Raw genomic sequence first — 15,878 nt, 5'->3', positions numbered from 1 at the left:
ACGCGGGGCACGGCGCTTTGGCTAGTCGGTGCGCGGACGGCTCAGCGCGCCAGCGCCGCGACGCCGGGTAGCTCGCGCCCTTCCATCCATTCGAGAAAGGCGCCGCCCGCAGTCGAGACGAAGGTGAAGTCGTCGGCCACGCCGGCGTGATTGAGCGCGGCGACGGTGTCGCCCCCGCCCGCGACCGATACGAGGCTGCCGTCGACCGTCAGTGCTGCCGCCGTCTTGGCGAGCGCGACGGTGGCGGTATCGAACGGCGCCGTCTCGAACGCGCCCATCGGCCCGTTCCATACGAGCGTGCGGCAATTCTTGAGCACGTCGCCCAAGGCCTCAACCGCCGAGGGGCCGACGTCTAGGATCATCTCGTCAGGCGCAACCTCATGGACGTTGACGGTGCGCGTCGGCGGGTTCGGCCTGAACTCCTTCGCCACCACCACGTCGTACGGCAGATGCACCGTGCAGCCGGCGCGATCGGCGGCATCGAGGATCTCTTCCGCCGTGCCGGTCAGATCATGCTCGCACAGGCTCTTGCCGACATTAACGCCGCGCGCAGCGAGGAAGGTGTTGGCCATGCCGCCGCCAATGATGAGGTGATCGACCTTGCCGACAAGGTGCTTGAGCACATCGAGCTTGGTCGACACCTTGGCGCCGCCGACGACAGCGGCGACGGGATGTTCGGGCTCGCCAAGCGCCTTCTGCAGCGCATCGAGTTCTGCCTCCATCGCGCGGCCCGCGAAGGCCGGAAGCCGGTGGGCGAGCCCCTCGGTAGAGGCGTGAGCACGATGCGCGGCCGAGAAGGCATCGTTGACGTAGAAGTCGCCCAGCACGGCGAAGCGATCGATCACGTCGCCGGCGTTCTTCTCCTCGCCACCGAAGAAGCGCGTATTTTCCAGCACGGCGATATCGCCCGGTTGAAGCGTCGCGACGTTCGCCGCGTCGCCTTCCCAGTCGACGTAGCGGACGGCTCGGCCGAGCACCGCCTCGTACGGCTTGACGATCTGCGCCAGCGACATCTCCGGCGTCGGCACGCCCTTGGGACGGCCGAAGTGCGCCAGGATCAGCACGATCGCGCCCTTGTCGGCGAGTTCGAGCACCGTCGGCAGCGTCGCGCGCAGCCGCGTGTCGTCGGTCACCACGCCATCGGCGAAGGGGACGTTCAGATCCTCGCGGACGAGGACTCGCTTGCCGCGGATGTCGCTGCCGATATCGTCGAGCGTGCGGAATGACTTAGCCATGATTCCTCGATCCTGATCTCATCGCCGACCGTGATCCGGCCGCCGTGCACCACCTTTGTACACACACCGCCGCGCCAATCGCCCGCAAGCGCCGCCTTGAGCCCGTCGGCGAGTGCTTCCATCCGCTCGCACGGATCGGTCTCGCGCGTCACCTCTAGGATCACGTCGGCGCCGATGCGGAGCCGCGCACCGGCGACCTGCGGCAGATCGAGCCCGTCGACGAGCAGGTTCGAGCGCCGCTCCTGCCAAGGCAGCGCATGGCCAACGTCGGCCATGGCTGCGTCCCAGTCCCCGCGCTCGATCAGCGTCACTTGCCGCTTGTACGGCTTACCCTTCATCGCGCCGCGATAATCGCCCGCGATGCCGCCTTCGAGCGTCACCTCGGCCGCCTCAATCACCTCCATCGGCGATTTCGGAAACGCATGACGCGCGATCCCGGCGAGGCGGCCAATCGGCATTACCCCAGCTTCGCCATCAGCGCGGCGGTATCCACCATGCGGTTCGAGAAGCCCCATTCGTTGTCGTACCAGCTGACGACACGGACGAGCTTGCCGTCGATCACCGCCGTCTCCAGGCTGTCGACGGTCGACGAATAGGGTGTGTGGACGATGTCGATCGAGACCAGCGGCTCGTCCGAATAGAACAACACGCCTTCCATCGGGCCTTCCGCGGCGGCCTTGAGCAGCGCGTTGACTTCCTCGACGCTGGTGTCGCGCTTCGGCGTGAAGGTGAGGTCGACGAGGCTGCCGTCGGCGACGGGAACGCGCACTGCCGAACCGTCGAGCTTGCCCTTCAGTTCGGGCAGCACCTCTCCCACCGCGCGCGCGGCGCCGGTCGTCGTCGGGATGATGTTCATCGCCGCGGCGCGGGCGCGACGCAGATCGGGGTGGATCTGGTCGAGGATCTTCTGATCGTTGGTGTAGGCGTGGATCGTCGTCATCAGGCCGCGCTCGATGCCGATCGCATCGTTCAGCACCTTGGCGACGGGTGCCAGGCAGTTGGTGGTGCACGACGCGTTCGAGACGATCGCATGCCTCGCCTCGAGCTTGTCGTGGTTCACACCGTAGACAACGGTGAGGTCGACGCCCTTCGCCGGCGCCGAGATCAGCACCTTCTTCGCGCCGGCATCGATGTGCTTTTGCGCACTCGCGCGATCGGTGAAGAAGCCGGTGCACTCGAGCACCAAGTCAACGCCCAGTTCCTTGTGCGGCAGGTTCGCGGGATCACGCTCGGCGGTGACGCGGATGTGCTTGCCGTCGATGACGAGATCGTTGCCCTCCGCCACCACGGTACCGGGATAGCGGCCATGGACGCTGTCGCGGCTGAACAGCCACGCGTTGGACTTCGCGTCGGCGAGATCGTTGATCGTCACCAGTTCCAGATCGCCGCCGCGCTCCAGCATCGCCCGCGCCACCAGGCGGCCGATGCGCCCGAAACCGTTGATCGCAACCTTCGTCATGCCGCCCGATTCTCCGCTCGTCCCGAATAATAGGCGCGCCTTTGCGCGAGTGATGCGCCACGCGTCAACCACGCCCGCGAGGCCGCCCCTGCCCTGCTGCCGGATCGGGGCTTGCCGACGCCGTGGCAGCACCGTAATCCAACATCATGACAAATAACGACGCTGTGACGCGGATTGATGCCGCGATCAGGCGCATCGAGGCGGCGCTGGATCGGCGTGCCCGTCACGAATTGGCGCTGCGCGCCCGGCACGAAGCGCTGCGCCAGGAAGTCACCGCCACCGTCGCCGCGATCGACCAGACGCTCGCCGCGTTCGAAAAGGATGCCGGCTGATGGCGCGCGTGACGCTCGAGATCGGCGGCAGTCGCTGGCCGGTCAATTGCCGCGACGGCGAGGAAGCGCAGGTGCAGAAGCTCGGCGCGATGATCGAGGCGCGGTGGGACCGTGCGCAGCGCGCCGCCGGCGATGCCAACGTCGCGCGCGCGATGTTGCTGATCGCGCTGATGCTCGCCGACGAGCTGAACGACGCGAAGAGCGCGCCGCCGGCGACGGACGATGCCCCGCTCGCCTATGTCGCCGATCGGCTCGAGGCGCTCGCCGCCGCCCTTGAGCATCTGCCCGACAATGACTAGATTGTGCGTGACGGGTACTGCCCGGTGCGAGCCAGCAACTATCCCTGAGGCTATTCATCATCCTAGGGGGCTGTCCCTGCCCGGACCCTGGTCCGACGTACATGGTCCCCACCTGACGTATTGGGCGTCAGTGGATATCCCGGCAAACGGCCACGGCGGTCCCGTCACCCTCTTCCGCTGAGCCGAACGTGATCGACAAGCAGGCAATCAGACGCGCGGCCCGCGCTGCACGCGCCGCCCTGGGCGACGAGCGCCCGGCCTTCCGCGTTCCGGCGTCCTTTCGGGCGTTGCTCGCGCCGGATTTAACGGTGGCGAGCTACAAGCCGATCGGCGGCGAAGCCGATCCTGCGCCGCTGCACGAAGCGGCACGGGCCGCTGGCTGCACGCTGGCGCTACCGTATGTGGTGGACAAGGTGACGCCGTTGCGCTTCCTCACCTGGCAAATCGGGCAGACGCTCAGTGTCGGCCCCTTCGGGCTTTCCCAACCGACCGACAGCGCGGCACCCGTCGCTCCCGATATCATTCTGACCCCGCTCGTCGCGTTCGATCGCCGCCTCTCCCGACTGGGCCAAGGCGCGGGCCACTACGATCGCGCCTTCGCGGCCTATCCGAACGCCCGGCGGATCGGCATCGCCTTTGCCGTACAGCACGTCGAACACATCCCCACGGATCCGTGGGATGTTCCGCTCCACGCCATCATCACCGAGAACGATTGGATAGAAGCATGACGCCATCGTGGCGCAAACCGGTCGGCATGCTCGCGATCCTCACGCTGATCCTTGTCTGGTGCATCGTCATTGTCAGCTTTTCCAACGTGATCGGCGGCTGGCACTGGATCGCGCAGCTCGTGTTCTACGTCGTCACCGGCATCGTGTGGATTACCCCACTCAAGCCGCTGCTTCGCTGGATGGAGACTGGCAACTCGCGTTGACGCCACATATGTTCCTGATACGTTCCTGCGCATGGCGCAGCCATTCAAACGAGTCGCGCGCGGCGCGACGCTGAACGCGGAAAGCGCGCGCTTCAACCTGCCGCAAACCGAGGCGGACGGTGACTGGCTCGATGAGCGCGAGGCGATCGACGGCGCCCCGCCGCCCATTCGCACCACGGTTACGGTAGAGCGGCCCAAGACAATCATCGCGCGCAACACGTCGCCGGATGTACCGTTCGACCGTTCGATCAACGCCTATCGCGGCTGCGAGCACGGCTGCATCTACTGCTTCGCGCGCCCAAGCCACGCCTTCCACGATCTATCGCCTGGGCTCGATTTCGAAACCAAGCTGTTCGCGAAGCCCGATGCGGCGGCATTGCTGCGCGTCGAGCTATCTAAGCCGGGTTATCGCTGCGCGCCGATCGCAATGGGGACCAACACCGATCCCTATCAGCCGATCGAAGCAACGTGGCGCATCACGCGCGATTTGCTCGAGATCTTGTCCGAATGCAACCATCCGGTGATGATCACCACCAAGTCGAACCGGGTGGTGCGAGATCTCGATCTGCTCGCCCCGATGGCGGCAAAGGGCCTTGCCGGGGTTGCGATCTCGGTTACGTCGCTCGATCCGCGGATCGCGATGACGATTGAGCCACGCGCGCCACACCCGGAGCGCCGACTGGCGGCGGTGCGTACGCTCGCCGACGCCGGCGTGCCGGTCTACGTCAACATGGCGCCGATCATCCCCGCTATCACCGACAACGAGGTAGAGGCGGTGGTCGAACGCGCCGCAGCGGCGGGAGCACGCGGCGTCTCGTTCATCCCCGTGCGGCTGCCGTGGGAGGTCGCGCCGCTGTTCCGCGCCTGGCTAGACACGCATTTCCCCGATCGCGCGAACAAGGTGATGGCGACGATCCAGTCGCTGCGTGGGGGACGCGACAACGATCCTGGCTTCTTCACCCGGATGCGCGGACAGGGGCCGTGGGCGGACCTGCTGCGTACCCGCTTCCTGATCGCGCGTCGCAAGCACGGCATCGATCAGAACCGCGAGAAGATGCAGCTGCGCACCGATCTCTTCCACCCGCCGCGCGGGCCGCAGGGCGAGCTGTTCTGAGCGGCGACCGGACTGTCTTCAGCTCACCAGCGCGAGCCGCGTCTCCGACTGGCGCAGCGTCACCTCGGTGACGCCCGGCAGCCCTTCGATCTGCTGAACCAGCTCGATGTCGAGTAGGAAGTCGCGCCCGAGCAGCACCGTTGCTTCGCCGTTCGCCACCGGAGCGCGTACGATCACCTCACCACGCGCGCCGCGCTGATGCTCGAGCATCGCCGCGAGCGCCGGCATCGCCACGGGCGCATCGATCACCACCTCGACGACGAAGCGAGCGAGCGACGCCAGCGTCTCGAACGGCTGGATACGCTTCACCGTCACGCGCGGCGTTTCCTCTCCCGGTCGCCGGTCGAGCTCGACGGTCGCGAGTCCGCAGCCCCCCGCCCGCGCCGCTTCCTCAAGATCGCCGGCCACTGCATCGTCGAAGCACGTCGCGACGAATTGCCCGCTCTGGTCGCTCAGCGTCGCCATCAGATATCGTTTGCCGCGCGCCGAGGTGCGCCAGCGCGCTTCCTCGACCAGCACCGCCATCGTCGCGCCGGCGCGCGTTCCGTCGTCCGGAATCGCGAGTTCGGCAAGCGCCGTGTAGAGGCGCGCGCCGTGGCTTTTCGCGAGATGCGCGTGTCGGTCGACCGGATGCGCCGAGAAATAGAAGCCGAACGCCTCCTTCTCCTGCTCCATCCGCTCGGCCATGGTCCAGCGCGCCGAGGCGGGAAGCTTGATCGCATCTCCCGCTGGCTCGGCATCGCCGAACAGCCCACCCTGCCCGCTGGTGCGTGCATCGTGCGTCCGCGCCGCAACCGCCAGCATCGTTTCGGCCACGGCGAAAACGCCGGCGCGATTAGGCTCGATCGAGTCGAAGGCGCCCGCCGCGGCGAGGGTTTCAAGCTGGCGCTTGTTGATCAGTCGGGGATCAACGCGGTGCGCCAGATTATCGAGCTTCGCGAACGCGCCGCTCGCCGCTCGCTCAGCGACCAGCTTCTCCATCGCACCCTCGCCGACCGATTTGAGAGCGGCAAGCGCGTAACGCACTGCCGGCCCCTCCGCGTCGACCTCGACATCGAAGTCGGCCTGGCTACGATTGATGTCTGGCGGCAGGCACTTGACCTGCATTCTTCGCATATCGTCGCAGAAGATCGCGAGCTTGTCGGTCTGGTGAATATCGTACGCCATCGACGCGGCGAAAAACTCGTGCGGGTAATGCGCCTTCAGCCACGCCGTCTGATAGGCGAGCAGCGCATAGGCGGCCGCGTGGCTCTTGTTGAAGCCGTAGCCGGCGAACTTGTCGATCAAGTCGAACAGCGCGTTGGCGCGATCGGCCGGGATCTGGTTCGCCGCCGCGCAGCCCTCGACGAACGTGGCACGTTGCGCGTCCATCTCAGCCTTGATCTTCTTGCCCATCGCGCGGCGCAGCAGATCGGCGCCGCCGAGCGAATAACCGGCCAGCACCTGCGCGGCCTGCATCACCTGCTCCTGATAGACGAAGATGCCGTACGTCTCCGCCAGGATCGGTTCGAGCAGCGGATGCGGATATTCAATCGCTTCCGTCCCCTGCTTGCGCCGCCCGAAAGCCGGTATGTTGTCCATCGGGCCCGGGCGGTACAGCGAGACGAGCGCGATGATGTCACCGAAGTTGGTCGGTCGCACGGCCGACAGCGTGCGGCGCATGCCCTCGGATTCTAGCTGGAAGACGCCCACGGTATCGCCCTTCTGCAACAGAGCGTAGACGGCTTCGTCGTCCCACGTCAGCGCATCGAGATCGACGTGAATGTCCCGTTTCGTAAGCAGTTGCAGCGCACGCTTCAGAACCGACAGCGTCTTCAGGCCGAGGAAGTCGAACTTCACCAGCCCAGCGCCCTCGACATATTTCATGTCGAACTGCGTGACGGGCATGTCGGAGCGCGGATCGCGATACAGCGGCACGAGCTGCGACAATGGGCGGTCGCCGATCACCACGCCCGCCGCGTGCGTTGAGGAGTGGCGCGGCAGCCCTTCGAGCTGCATCGCGAGGTCAAGCAGGTGGCGCACCTGATTGTCGTTGGCGTATTCGCGGTGCAGTTCGGCAACCCCGTCGATCGCGCGCTTGAGCGTCCAGGGATCGGTCGGATGATTGGGCACGAGCTTGGCGAGACGATCGACCTGGCCGTAGCTCATCTGCAGAACGCGCCCAGTGTCCTTCAGCACCGCGCGTGCCTTGAGCTTACCGAAGGTGATGATCTGCGCCACCTGATCGCGACCGTATTTCTCCTGCACGTAGCGGATCACCTCGCCGCGCCGCGTTTCGCAGAAGTCGATGTCGAAATCGGGCATCGAGACGCGCTCGGGGTTTAGGAAGCGCTCGAACAGCAAACCGAGCTGGAGCGGATCGAGATCGGTAATCGTCAGCGCCCAGGCGACCACCGAGCCAGCGCCCGATCCGCGCCCTGGGCCAACCGGAATGTCGTGCGATTTCGCCCATTTGATGAAGTCTGCGACGATCAGGAAGTAACCCGGAAACCCCATCTGGATGATGACGTCGAGCTCGAAATCGAGCCGCGTGCGATATGCCGCCTGCCACCCGTCGGCGAGCGGTTCGGTCGCGAGCTCGGCGATCCGCGCCAGCCGCGCGTCGAGCCCGGCGTGCGCCTCAGTGCGCAGCATCGCCGCCTCGCCCTCGCGATCGCCCGCCAGGCTCGGCAGGATCGGCGCGCGCTTGGGGGCAGCGATCGCGCAGCGGCGGGCGACGACCAGCGTGTTCTCGATCGCTTCGGGCAGATCGTCGAACAGCGCGCGCATCGCGTCGGCCGGTTTCATCCACGCGTCGGGCGAACTGCGGGGCCGGTCTTCGCTCTCGACGTAGGTCGAATTGGCGATGCACAGCATCGCATCATGCGCGTCGCCGAATGCCCGCTCGGAGAAACAGCAAGGGTTGGTCGCAACGAGCGGCAGATCGCGCTGGTAGGCGAGATCGATCAGCGCCGCCTCCGCTCGCTCCTCGATTAATTCGCCACGCCGCGACAATTCGACATAGAGGCGATCGTCGAAAATCACGGACAACCGATCGGCATAGCGCTGCGCGCGATCGGGCTGATCCTCGGCGAACAGGCGCGCGAGCCCGCCTTCCCCGCCTGCGGTCAGCGCGATCAGGCCGGAGGACCATTGCGCCAGCGCCTCGAATGCGACGTGCGGCGCGAGATCGATCGGCCGGTCGAGATGCGCGCGGCTGACCAATTCGCAGAGGTTGTCGTAGCCGCGCGCGTCCTGCGCGTAGAGCGCGATCCAATCGACGATCGGTGCGACGCCCTCGGGCATGTCGGGCCGCGCCACGCCCAGCATCGTCCCGATGATCGGCTGCACGCCTGCATCGAATGACGCGTCGGAGAAGGCCATCGCTGCGTACAGCCCGTTGCGATCGGTCAATCCGGCGGCGGGGAAGCCGAGCTTGGCAGCCTGCTTGGCGATCGCCTTCGGTTCGATCGCACCGTCGAGCATAGTGTAGGACGAGAAAATACGAAGCGGCACGAACCCGGAATGCGACATGCCCATAGGCTAGGGACTTGCCGCTGATTCCGCCAGCGCCGGGCGCGCAAAGCCTGTGGATTAGCGCGAGTTGCGCGCCCCTCGGATGCGTGCCGATCAGACGCGCCGAGCGGACAAGGCGCTAGAGCAGCTTCTCGATGTCGCGCTGAATGTCCTCGGGCTTGGTCGTCGGCGCATAGCGGGTGACCACCTGCCCATTACGATCAACCAGGAACTTGGTGAAGTTCCACTTCACCGCCTTCGATCCCATCAGCCCCGGCGCCTCGGCCTTGAGGCGTTCGAACAGCGGATCGGCCAAAGGGCCATTGACGTCGATCTTGGCGAAGACAGGAAAGGTCACGTCGTAGGTCAGCGAACAGAAGTTGGCGATCTCCGCCGCGTCGCCCGGCTCCTGCGCGCCGAACTGGTTGCACGGGAAGCCGAGCACCTCGAAGCCGCGATCGGCATAGTCGCGGTGCAGCGCTTCCAGTCCGGCGTATTGCGGCGTGAACCCGCATTTCGAGGCGGTGTTGACGATCAGCAGCACCTTGCCGCGATATTCAGCCAGCGAGGCGGCGCTGCCGTTGGCCGCTCTGACTTCAAAATCGGTGATCGCGCTCATCGCCCCTCCCCTTCATGCCGCGCCAGTAGATGCTGCAGGTTCTGACGCACCCCCGGCCATTCACCCGCGATGATCGAGTAGACGATGATATCGCGCACGCGCCCGTTCATTACCTGATGCGAGCGCAGCACGCCGTCGCGCTTTGCGCCCAGCCGCTCGATCGCGCGCTGCGAGGCGCGGTTGAACCAGTCGGTGCGGATCTGCACCACGTTGCAGCCGAGCACGTCGAATGCGTGGCCGAGCAGCAGCAGCTTCGCTTCGGTATTGACGCCGCTGCGCTGCACGGAAGGAGCGTAGAAGGTGCCGCCGATCTCGACGCGGCGGTGCGCCTCGCTTATCCGCATGAAACGCGTGAGCCCGACGATCGCGCGATCGGGCGTCTCGACGGCGAAGGGCATCGCGCGGCCATAGTCGCGCTCCTTCAGCGCCGCCGCCATGAAGCGATCGGGGTCCGCTAGCCCCGAAACATTGGCGAAGAACAGATCGGTGAGCCCCGCGGCCGCAGCGGAAAGCGCGTCGCGGTCCGCCGCCGCGAGCGGACGCAGGCGAACGTGACGGCCGATGAGCACGGGCGCGTCACGCCACGCGCTCACTGCAGCACGCCCTCGTGCAGGCGAACGACGCGGTCCATCTTCGCCGCAAGCCGCTCGTTGTGCGTCGCGACGAGCGCGGCGGAGCCTTCCTCGCGCACCAGCCGGAGGAATTCGGCGAGCACGCGGTCGGCGGTATTCTCGTCGAGATTGCCCGTCGGCTCGTCGGCGAGCACCAGCGCCGGGCGATTGGCGAGTGCGCGCGCCACCGCAACGCGTTGCTGCTCGCCGCCCGACAATTGGCTCGGCCGATGCGACAGGCGGTGTCCCAGCCCAAGTGCGGTCAGCAGCGTCGCCGCCCGCGCCTCTGCCGCCTCGCGCGTAGCCCCGAGAATAAGCTGCGGCAGCACGACGTTCTCGCGTGCGTCGAAATCGGGCAGCAGGTGATGAAATTGATAGACGAAGCCGAGCGAGTCGCGCCGCACCACCGTGCGCCCATGCGCGTCGAGCTTGGCCGCCTCCGCGCCGGCAATGCGGATCGAGCCGTCGAACCCGCCCTCGAGCAGCCCGACGGCCTGCAACAGCGTCGACTTGCCCGACCCAGACGGGCCGAGCAGCGCAACGATCTCGCCCGGCTGAACCGCCAAATCGACACCGCGCAGGACCGCGATCGTCTCTCCCCCCTGCGTGAAGCTGCGCGACAGGCCGCGCGTCGCGAGAACCGGCTCACTCATAGCGCAGCACCTGAACGGGATCGGTGCTCGCCGCCTTGTACGCGGGATACACCGTAGCAAGCAAAGTCATCAAAGCGGTGATCAGCACGATCGCGACGATCTCTACCGGATCCGGCTTCGACGGCAGCTCGGTAAGGTAGCGGATCGAGGGGTCCCACAAATTCTGCCCGGTGACGAGCTGGACGAAATTTACCACCGCCTGGCGATAGAACAGGAAGATGGCGCCGAGCGCGAGCCCGGCGACGATGCCGAGCAGACCGATCGCGACGCCGACCGACATGAAGATCCGCATCATCGCGCCACGTGTCGCACCCATGGTACGCAGGATCGCGATGTCGCGCGTTTTCGCACGGACCAGCATGATCAGCGACGAGGCGATGTTGAACGCCGCGACGAGGATGATGATGCACAGCACCACGAACATCGCGACACGCTCGACCGCCAGCGCTTCGAACAATTGCGCGTTCATCTGCCGCCAGTCGCTCACCACCGCAAACCGCCCGACCTTCTCCGCCAGCGGCGCGAGGATCTGGCCGACGCGATCGGCGTCGACCGTGTCGAGTTCGATCATCCCCACCGCGTCGCCGAGCAGAAGCAGCGTCTGCGCATCCTCCATCGGCATGATGACATAGGCCTTGTCGTAATCGTAGACGCCGATCTCGAACACCGCGGCGACGGTATAGTTGACGTAGCGAGGTACGGTACCGAACGGCGTCGTCTGACCCGCCGGATTGATCAGCGTAATCTCGGAACCGACGGTGGCGCCGAGTGATTCTGCCAGCCGCGAGCCGAGCGCGACGCGGTTCGATCCCGGCGTCAGCGACGCGATACTGCCAGTGATGACGTTGCGGCCGATCGCCGAATTGCCGCGAATGTCTGACACGCGCATGCCGCGCACCAACACCGCCTCGACCCGTCCGTTGTAGGTCGACATCAGCGGCTGCTCGACCAGCGGCACCGCGCGCGTCACCCCCGGGGTCGCATCCGCCTGTCGCACGACGTCGCGCCAGTCGGTCAGCCGGCCGCCGATGCCCTGCACCACCGCATGGCCGTTCAGCCCGACGATCTTGTCGAACAGTTCGGCGCGAAAGCCGTTCATGACGCTCATCACGATCACCAGCGCCGCGACACCCAGCATCACCGCGCCGAGGCTGAAGCCTGCGACGAGAACGATGAAGCGTTCGCCCTGACCGGGAAGCAGATAGCGCCGCGCGATCATTCGTTCGTAGCGCGACAGGATCATGCCGCGGGCTCTACCCACGCCGCCTTTCGCTGGCAACGGCGCTGTTGCGGAATCGTCACACGCTCGCCGCATTCGGTTTAGCTCCCGTTCATTTTGGTGGACACGAGCAGAGCCCCGACCTAGCAACAAGCCACTGGCACACAGGCAACGGCCGTGGTTCGGGGAAAAAGCTTTCAGCTCCGCCTGTAAAGGCGTGCGGGCGGGAGCAATAAAGGGGGCTGACGAGTGATCGTCACGCAGGCGCCCGGGTCGGAAACGACCCGGGCGTTTGCTTTTGCAGCCGACAGTACCTGCCTCCTGATGCTTGCGATCTTCTTGCGGGGCCACCTCGTTGTTTGCCCATCGGCAACTGATCAACCGAGGGATGGCATCGCCCGTCCTACGAGCCCAGATGTCGGCATGCCGCGACCCTTGAAAACGGTTTTGTCGGTACCAAATCCCTCTCGTGCGGCGCTGCTTCGGGCCGCGCAGACAGCAGCGGGGCCGCCGTGCACGTTGCTGCTTTTCAACTCGCTCATTGGAGGACTTGGAAGATGCGTCTGGATCTTACCCCCTATCGTCGTTCGACCATCGGCTTTGACCGTCTGTTTGACCTCATCGAAGCCAATACCCGTGCGACGACCGAAAATTATCCCCCGTTCAATCTCGAGCGGCTCGCCGAGGATCGCTACCGCATCACGCTCGCGGTTGCCGGCTTCTCGCGTGATGAAATCGAAATCACGGCGCAGCAGAATCTGCTGCTCGTCGCCGGCAAGAAGGACGACAAGGCGAACGGTCCGAATTTCCTGCATGTCGGCATCGCCACGCGCAGCTTCGAGCGCCGCTTCGAGCTCGCCGACTTCGTCTTCGTTGAGGACGCGCGGCTGAATGACGGCCTGCTCGTCGTCGATCTGGTCCGCGAAGTGCCCGAGGCGATGAAGCCCAAGAGCATCTCGATCAAGACCGGGCAGAAGCCGACGGTGGTCGAGGACAAGCGCGACACGGACACCGCTCAGGCGGCGTAACGTCGGCGCGACGGTTCGGCGCCTTTTTGCTCCCTTGAGAGGCGTCGTGGGGCGTCCGGGCCGATCGGCTCGGGCGCCTTCGTCATGTCGATAGCCGCCCAGTTACAGCGCCAGCCGACGACCAATGATCAGGTAGCGCGATCGCAAGCGCCGCTACGTGCATCGCCTGAACGATGCCGCCGTTCCTGCCGAGCGCCATGGCTGTGGAAATCTCGCTCCGCACCAACCGCAGCCGCTCGGTCGGCGCATCTTCGGGCTCCGCGAACTTGGTGACACCGGTCGCGAGGACCGCGTGGCAACGGTTAGACTGGTTGGCGGGATTGGGAGCGAGCGTCGCAACAAGTCGCCACGCTCCACCGCCATATCCCGTCTCCTCGAGCAGCTCGCGCTGGCCTGCAGAGACGATGTCGGCATCCTCCGGATCGATCGCGCCGGTCGGCAGCTCGCGCGAGACAACGCCCCAGCCGTGGCGATATTGATCGACGAGCAGCAAACATCCTTCATCGTCGATCGCCACGACGATCACCCAATCGGGATGTTCGGTGACGAAGAACGGCGCGATCCGCACCCCATCACTCGTCACGCAATCGTCGGCGCGCACGCGCAACCACCGATCGTCGATGACGTAGCGCGACGCCTCGACCCGCCACGGCGGCAGGTCGATGTCGTCAGACAAGCCGGCTCTGCTTCACCGCGGCGCCGATGAAGCTCGCGAATAGCGGATGTGGGTCGAACGGCTTGGATTTCAGCTCGGGGTGGAATTGCACACCAACGAACCACGGATGGTCTGGTCGCTCGACGATCTCGGGCAACGTGCCGTCTGGCGACATGCCGGAGAAGACCAGTCCGCCCTTCTCGAGCGCTTCCTTGTAGCCGGTGTTAACCTCGTAGCGGTGGCGGTGCCGCTCGAAGATCGTCGTGTCGCCGTAGATCGAACCGACGACGCTGTTCCCGTCGAGCTTCGCCTCGTACGCGCCGAGCCGCATCGTGCCGCCGAGGTCGCCCTCCGCCTCGCGCTTCTCGAGCCCGTCGCGTCCCATCCACTCGGTGATCAGCCCGACGACCGGCTCGCTCGTCGGCCCGAACTCGGTCGACGACGCGTCCTTGATCCCCGCCAGGTCGCGCGCGCCCTCGACACACGCCATCTGCATGCCGAAACAGATGCCGAAATACGGGATCTCGCGCTCGCGGGCGAAGCGGACGCTGGCGATCTTGCCCTCCGCACCGCGCTCGCCGAAGGCACCGGGCACGAGGATGGCGTCGCACGGCTCGAGATGCGCGGCGATCTCCGCATCGTCGTTTTCGAACAGCTCTGCGTCGATCCAGCGGATGTTGACCTTGACGCGATTGGCGATGCCGCCGTGCACCAGCGCCTCGTTGAGCGACTTGTACGCGTCCTGCAGCCCGACATACTTGCCGACGACCCCGATCGTCACCTCGCCCTCGGGATTGGTCAGACGATCGACGATCTCGGTCCAGCGCGACAGGTCGGGCGCCGACGACGGCGTGATGCCGAACGCGCGCAGCACCTCGGTATCGAGCCCCTCGCCATGATATTGAAGCGGAACGGCGTAGATGCTCTTTGCATCCAACGCCGGGATGACGGCGGTTTCGGGCACGTTGCAGAACAGCGCGATCTTGGCGCGATCCGACGGCGGCAGCGGCTTCTCGCAGCGGCAAACCAGCACGTCGGGCTGCACACCGAGCGCGGCGAGTTCGCGCACCGAATGCTGCGTCGGCTTGGTCTTCAGCTCGCCCGCCGCAGCGATATACGGCACCAGCGTCACGTGGACGCTGATCGCGTTGCCGCGGCCGACCTCGTTCTTGAGCTGACGGATCGCCTCGATGAACGGCAGCGATTCGATGTCGCCCACCGTGCCGCCGATCTCGCACAGCACGAAATCGAGATCGTCGGTCTGATCCTTGGCGAACGCCTTGATCGCGTCGGTGACGTGCGGGATCACCTGCACCGTTGCGCCCAGATAATCACCGCGCCGCTCGCGCTGGATGATCTGCTGATAAATGCGGCCCGACGTCACGTTGTCACTCTGTCGTGCGGCTACGCCGGTGAAGCGTTCGTAATGGCCAAGATCGAGATCGGTCTCGGCGCCGTCGTCGGTAACGTAGACCTCACCGTGCTGATACGGGCTCATCGTCCCCGGATCGACATTGAGATAGGGATCGAACTTGCGGATCCGCACGCGATAGCCACGCGCCTGCAGCAACGCTGCCAGACTTGCCGCCATCAGGCCTTTGCCGAGCGAGGAGACCACGCCGCCGGTGATGAAGATGAACCGCGCCATGGGGATATCGGACTACTCTTTAACAGGCATGGGAAACAAGCGCCTGCGCATCCGCAGGCGCCGCGAAACCGGCGAAGCGGCACGATCAGTTGGCGAGCGGCACGCCGTTGTCGGCCGGCGTTGTCGCATTCGCCGCGGCCCGCGCGGCCTCATCCTGCGCCCCCGCGAAGGGCGCGCCGTCAGCCTTGGGGGCGGGCGCCGGTGCGGCGACGGGCACGGTCCGCTCAAGCGAGGTATCGACGCTGGTACCGCCGCGAGTCGCGGCGAGCACCGCCAGCCCGATCGACAGTAGCACGAACGCACTCGCTAGGACCGCCGTCGCGCGCGTCAGGAAATCGGCCGCACCGCGCGCCGACATCAGCCCCGAGGGGCTGCCACCGCTAGTGAGGCCGCCGCCCTCCGACCGCTGCATCAGGATCACCGTCACGAGAGCGGCGGCGATGATCGCCTGAAGGACGAGAAGGAAGGTGAACATGCAAATCTCGATTGTTGGCCGGCCGCCCGAAGCGGATGCGCGCACATAGGGCGAGCCCCCCGCGCGATCAACTGCCGCCGTCGACCCGCCGGCACTGCGCGCGCC

General features: G+C 66.0%; 17 protein-coding genes. 6 read left to right on the top strand and 11 right to left on the bottom strand.

Translation table 11 applies throughout. The features are described from left to right. Positions 1-41: 41 nt before the first annotated feature. From B7L05_RS06545 to gap, 3 genes are read right to left on the bottom strand one after another with little or no spacing between them, the layout of a single operon-like run. Complete coding sequence (locus B7L05_RS06545) at positions 42-1,235, bottom strand: phosphoglycerate kinase (RefSeq protein WP_085809498.1); 1,194 nt, start codon at positions 1,233-1,235, stop codon at positions 42-44. Further along, positions 1,157-1,693, bottom strand: a complete 537-nt coding sequence (locus B7L05_RS06540; RefSeq protein WP_085809805.1) for an MOSC domain-containing protein — start codon at positions 1,691-1,693, stop codon at positions 1,157-1,159. The genes B7L05_RS06545 and B7L05_RS06540 overlap by 79 nt, the downstream gene beginning before the upstream one ends. Continuing rightward, the gene (gene gap / locus B7L05_RS06535) at positions 1,693-2,694 is read right to left on the bottom strand and encodes a type I glyceraldehyde-3-phosphate dehydrogenase (RefSeq protein ID WP_085809497.1); all 1,002 of its coding nucleotides are present in this window, start codon (positions 2,692-2,694) and stop codon (positions 1,693-1,695) included. The genes B7L05_RS06540 and gap overlap by 1 nt, the downstream gene beginning before the upstream one ends. A gap of 146 nt (positions 2,695-2,840) precedes the next feature. Here gap and B7L05_RS17390 point away from each other — a divergent pair, with 146 nt between their 5' ends. The 5 genes from B7L05_RS17390 (at position 2,841) to B7L05_RS06510 (ending at position 5,370) form a co-directional block, all read left to right on the top strand. Beyond that, positions 2,841-3,026, top strand: coding sequence for a hypothetical protein (locus tag B7L05_RS17390; protein ID WP_085809496.1), 186 nt, complete (start codon positions 2,841-2,843; stop codon positions 3,024-3,026). Continuing rightward, positions 3,026-3,325 (top strand): cell division protein ZapA, encoded by a 300-nt coding sequence (locus tag B7L05_RS06525; RefSeq protein ID WP_085809495.1) that lies wholly within the window; start codon positions 3,026-3,028, stop codon positions 3,323-3,325. The genes B7L05_RS17390 and B7L05_RS06525 overlap by 1 nt, the downstream gene beginning before the upstream one ends. Positions 3,326-3,513: 188 nt before the next feature. Further along, a complete protein-coding gene (locus B7L05_RS06520) occupies positions 3,514-4,053 on the top strand; it encodes a 5-formyltetrahydrofolate cyclo-ligase (RefSeq protein ID WP_085809494.1) in 540 nt (179 codons plus the stop codon). After that, positions 4,050-4,256 carry a DUF2842 domain-containing protein gene (locus tag B7L05_RS06515; RefSeq protein ID WP_085809493.1) on the top strand — a complete coding sequence of 69 codons (207 nt, stop codon included), beginning with the start codon at positions 4,050-4,052 and terminating at the stop codon, positions 4,254-4,256. The genes B7L05_RS06520 and B7L05_RS06515 overlap by 4 nt, the downstream gene beginning before the upstream one ends. A 31-nt stretch (positions 4,257-4,287) precedes the next feature. Continuing rightward, on the top strand, positions 4,288-5,370 hold the full coding sequence (locus B7L05_RS06510) for a PA0069 family radical SAM protein (protein WP_085809492.1): 1,083 nt from the start codon (positions 4,288-4,290) through the stop codon (positions 5,368-5,370). An 18-nt stretch (positions 5,371-5,388) separates the two neighbouring features. On the opposite strand, the gene dnaE is transcribed toward B7L05_RS06510, so the two are convergent. The 5 genes from dnaE to B7L05_RS06485 form a co-directional block, all read right to left on the bottom strand. Next, complete coding sequence (gene dnaE, locus B7L05_RS06505; protein ID WP_085809491.1) at positions 5,389-8,883, bottom strand: DNA polymerase III subunit alpha; 3,495 nt, start codon at positions 8,881-8,883, stop codon at positions 5,389-5,391. 121 nt (positions 8,884-9,004) lie between these two features. After that, positions 9,005-9,484, bottom strand: coding sequence for a glutathione peroxidase (locus tag B7L05_RS06500; protein WP_085809490.1), 480 nt, complete (start codon positions 9,482-9,484; stop codon positions 9,005-9,007). Continuing rightward, positions 9,481-10,077 carry a GNAT family N-acetyltransferase gene (locus B7L05_RS06495; protein WP_085809489.1) on the bottom strand — a complete coding sequence of 199 codons (597 nt, stop codon included), beginning with the start codon at positions 10,075-10,077 and terminating at the stop codon, positions 9,481-9,483. The genes B7L05_RS06500 and B7L05_RS06495 overlap by 4 nt, the downstream gene beginning before the upstream one ends. Beyond that, positions 10,074-10,748: an ABC transporter ATP-binding protein gene (locus B7L05_RS06490; protein WP_085809488.1), complete on the bottom strand. Its 675-nt coding sequence runs from the start codon at positions 10,746-10,748 to the stop codon at positions 10,074-10,076. Before B7L05_RS06490 ends, B7L05_RS06495 begins: the two co-directional genes overlap by 4 nt. Then, positions 10,741-11,991, bottom strand: coding sequence for a lipoprotein-releasing ABC transporter permease subunit (locus tag B7L05_RS06485; RefSeq protein ID WP_085809487.1), 1,251 nt, complete (start codon positions 11,989-11,991; stop codon positions 10,741-10,743). Before B7L05_RS06485 ends, B7L05_RS06490 begins: the two co-directional genes overlap by 8 nt. 533 nt (positions 11,992-12,524) lie before the next feature. Between B7L05_RS06485 and B7L05_RS06480 the strand changes: the two genes are divergently transcribed. Then, positions 12,525-12,995, top strand: a complete 471-nt coding sequence (locus tag B7L05_RS06480; RefSeq protein ID WP_085809486.1) for an Hsp20 family protein — start codon at positions 12,525-12,527, stop codon at positions 12,993-12,995. 82 nt (positions 12,996-13,077) lie between these two features. Here the strand turns inward: B7L05_RS06480 and B7L05_RS06475 are convergent, their stop codons facing one another. The 3 genes from B7L05_RS06475 to secG form a co-directional block, all read right to left on the bottom strand. After that, positions 13,078-13,671, bottom strand: a complete 594-nt coding sequence (locus tag B7L05_RS06475) for an NUDIX hydrolase (protein ID WP_085809485.1) — start codon at positions 13,669-13,671, stop codon at positions 13,078-13,080. Further along, positions 13,664-15,298, bottom strand: a complete 1,635-nt coding sequence (locus tag B7L05_RS06470) for a CTP synthase (protein WP_085809484.1) — start codon at positions 15,296-15,298, stop codon at positions 13,664-13,666. The genes B7L05_RS06475 and B7L05_RS06470 overlap by 8 nt, the downstream gene beginning before the upstream one ends. An 85-nt stretch (positions 15,299-15,383) precedes the next feature. Continuing rightward, positions 15,384-15,773: a preprotein translocase subunit SecG gene (gene secG / locus B7L05_RS06465; protein ID WP_085809483.1), complete on the bottom strand. Its 390-nt coding sequence runs from the start codon at positions 15,771-15,773 to the stop codon at positions 15,384-15,386. Between the last annotated feature and the right edge of the window lie 105 nt (positions 15,774-15,878).

This window comes from Sphingomonas sp. TZW2008 (assembly GCF_002117915.1).
Taxonomy (GTDB): domain Bacteria; phylum Pseudomonadota; class Alphaproteobacteria; order Sphingomonadales; family Sphingomonadaceae; genus Sphingomonas.
Note: the sequence above shows the minus strand (reverse complement) of the source record. Positions and strands in the feature narration are given on the sequence as shown.

Bases quoted from the DNA above. Each gene is read 5' to 3' on its own strand.
- B7L05_RS06545 (WP_085809498.1), bottom strand. From the start codon at position 1,235: ATGGCTAAGTCATTCCGCACGCTCGACGATATCGGCAGCGACATCCGC.
- B7L05_RS06540 (WP_085809805.1), bottom strand. From the start codon at position 1,693: ATGCCGATTGGCCGCCTCGCCGGGATCGCGCGTCATGCGTTTCCGAAA.
- gap (WP_085809497.1), bottom strand. From the start codon at position 2,694: ATGACGAAGGTTGCGATCAACGGTTTCGGGCGCATCGGCCGCCTGGTG.
- B7L05_RS17390 (WP_085809496.1), top strand. From the start codon at position 2,841: ATGACAAATAACGACGCTGTGACGCGGATTGATGCCGCGATCAGGCGC.
- B7L05_RS06525 (WP_085809495.1), top strand. From the start codon at position 3,026: ATGGCGCGCGTGACGCTCGAGATCGGCGGCAGTCGCTGGCCGGTCAAT.
- B7L05_RS06515 (WP_085809493.1), top strand. From the start codon at position 4,050: ATGACGCCATCGTGGCGCAAACCGGTCGGCATGCTCGCGATCCTCACG.
- B7L05_RS06510 (WP_085809492.1), top strand. From the start codon at position 4,288: ATGGCGCAGCCATTCAAACGAGTCGCGCGCGGCGCGACGCTGAACGCG.
- dnaE (WP_085809491.1), bottom strand. From the start codon at position 8,883: ATGTCGCATTCCGGGTTCGTGCCGCTTCGTATTTTCTCGTCCTACACT.
- B7L05_RS06500 (WP_085809490.1), bottom strand. From the start codon at position 9,484: ATGAGCGCGATCACCGATTTTGAAGTCAGAGCGGCCAACGGCAGCGCC.
- B7L05_RS06490 (WP_085809488.1), bottom strand. From the start codon at position 10,748: ATGAGTGAGCCGGTTCTCGCGACGCGCGGCCTGTCGCGCAGCTTCACG.
- B7L05_RS06485 (WP_085809487.1), bottom strand. From the start codon at position 11,991: ATGATCCTGTCGCGCTACGAACGAATGATCGCGCGGCGCTATCTGCTT.
- B7L05_RS06480 (WP_085809486.1), top strand. From the start codon at position 12,525: ATGCGTCTGGATCTTACCCCCTATCGTCGTTCGACCATCGGCTTTGAC.
- B7L05_RS06470 (WP_085809484.1), bottom strand. From the start codon at position 15,298: ATGGCGCGGTTCATCTTCATCACCGGCGGCGTGGTCTCCTCGCTCGGC.
- secG (WP_085809483.1), bottom strand. From the start codon at position 15,773: ATGTTCACCTTCCTTCTCGTCCTTCAGGCGATCATCGCCGCCGCTCTC.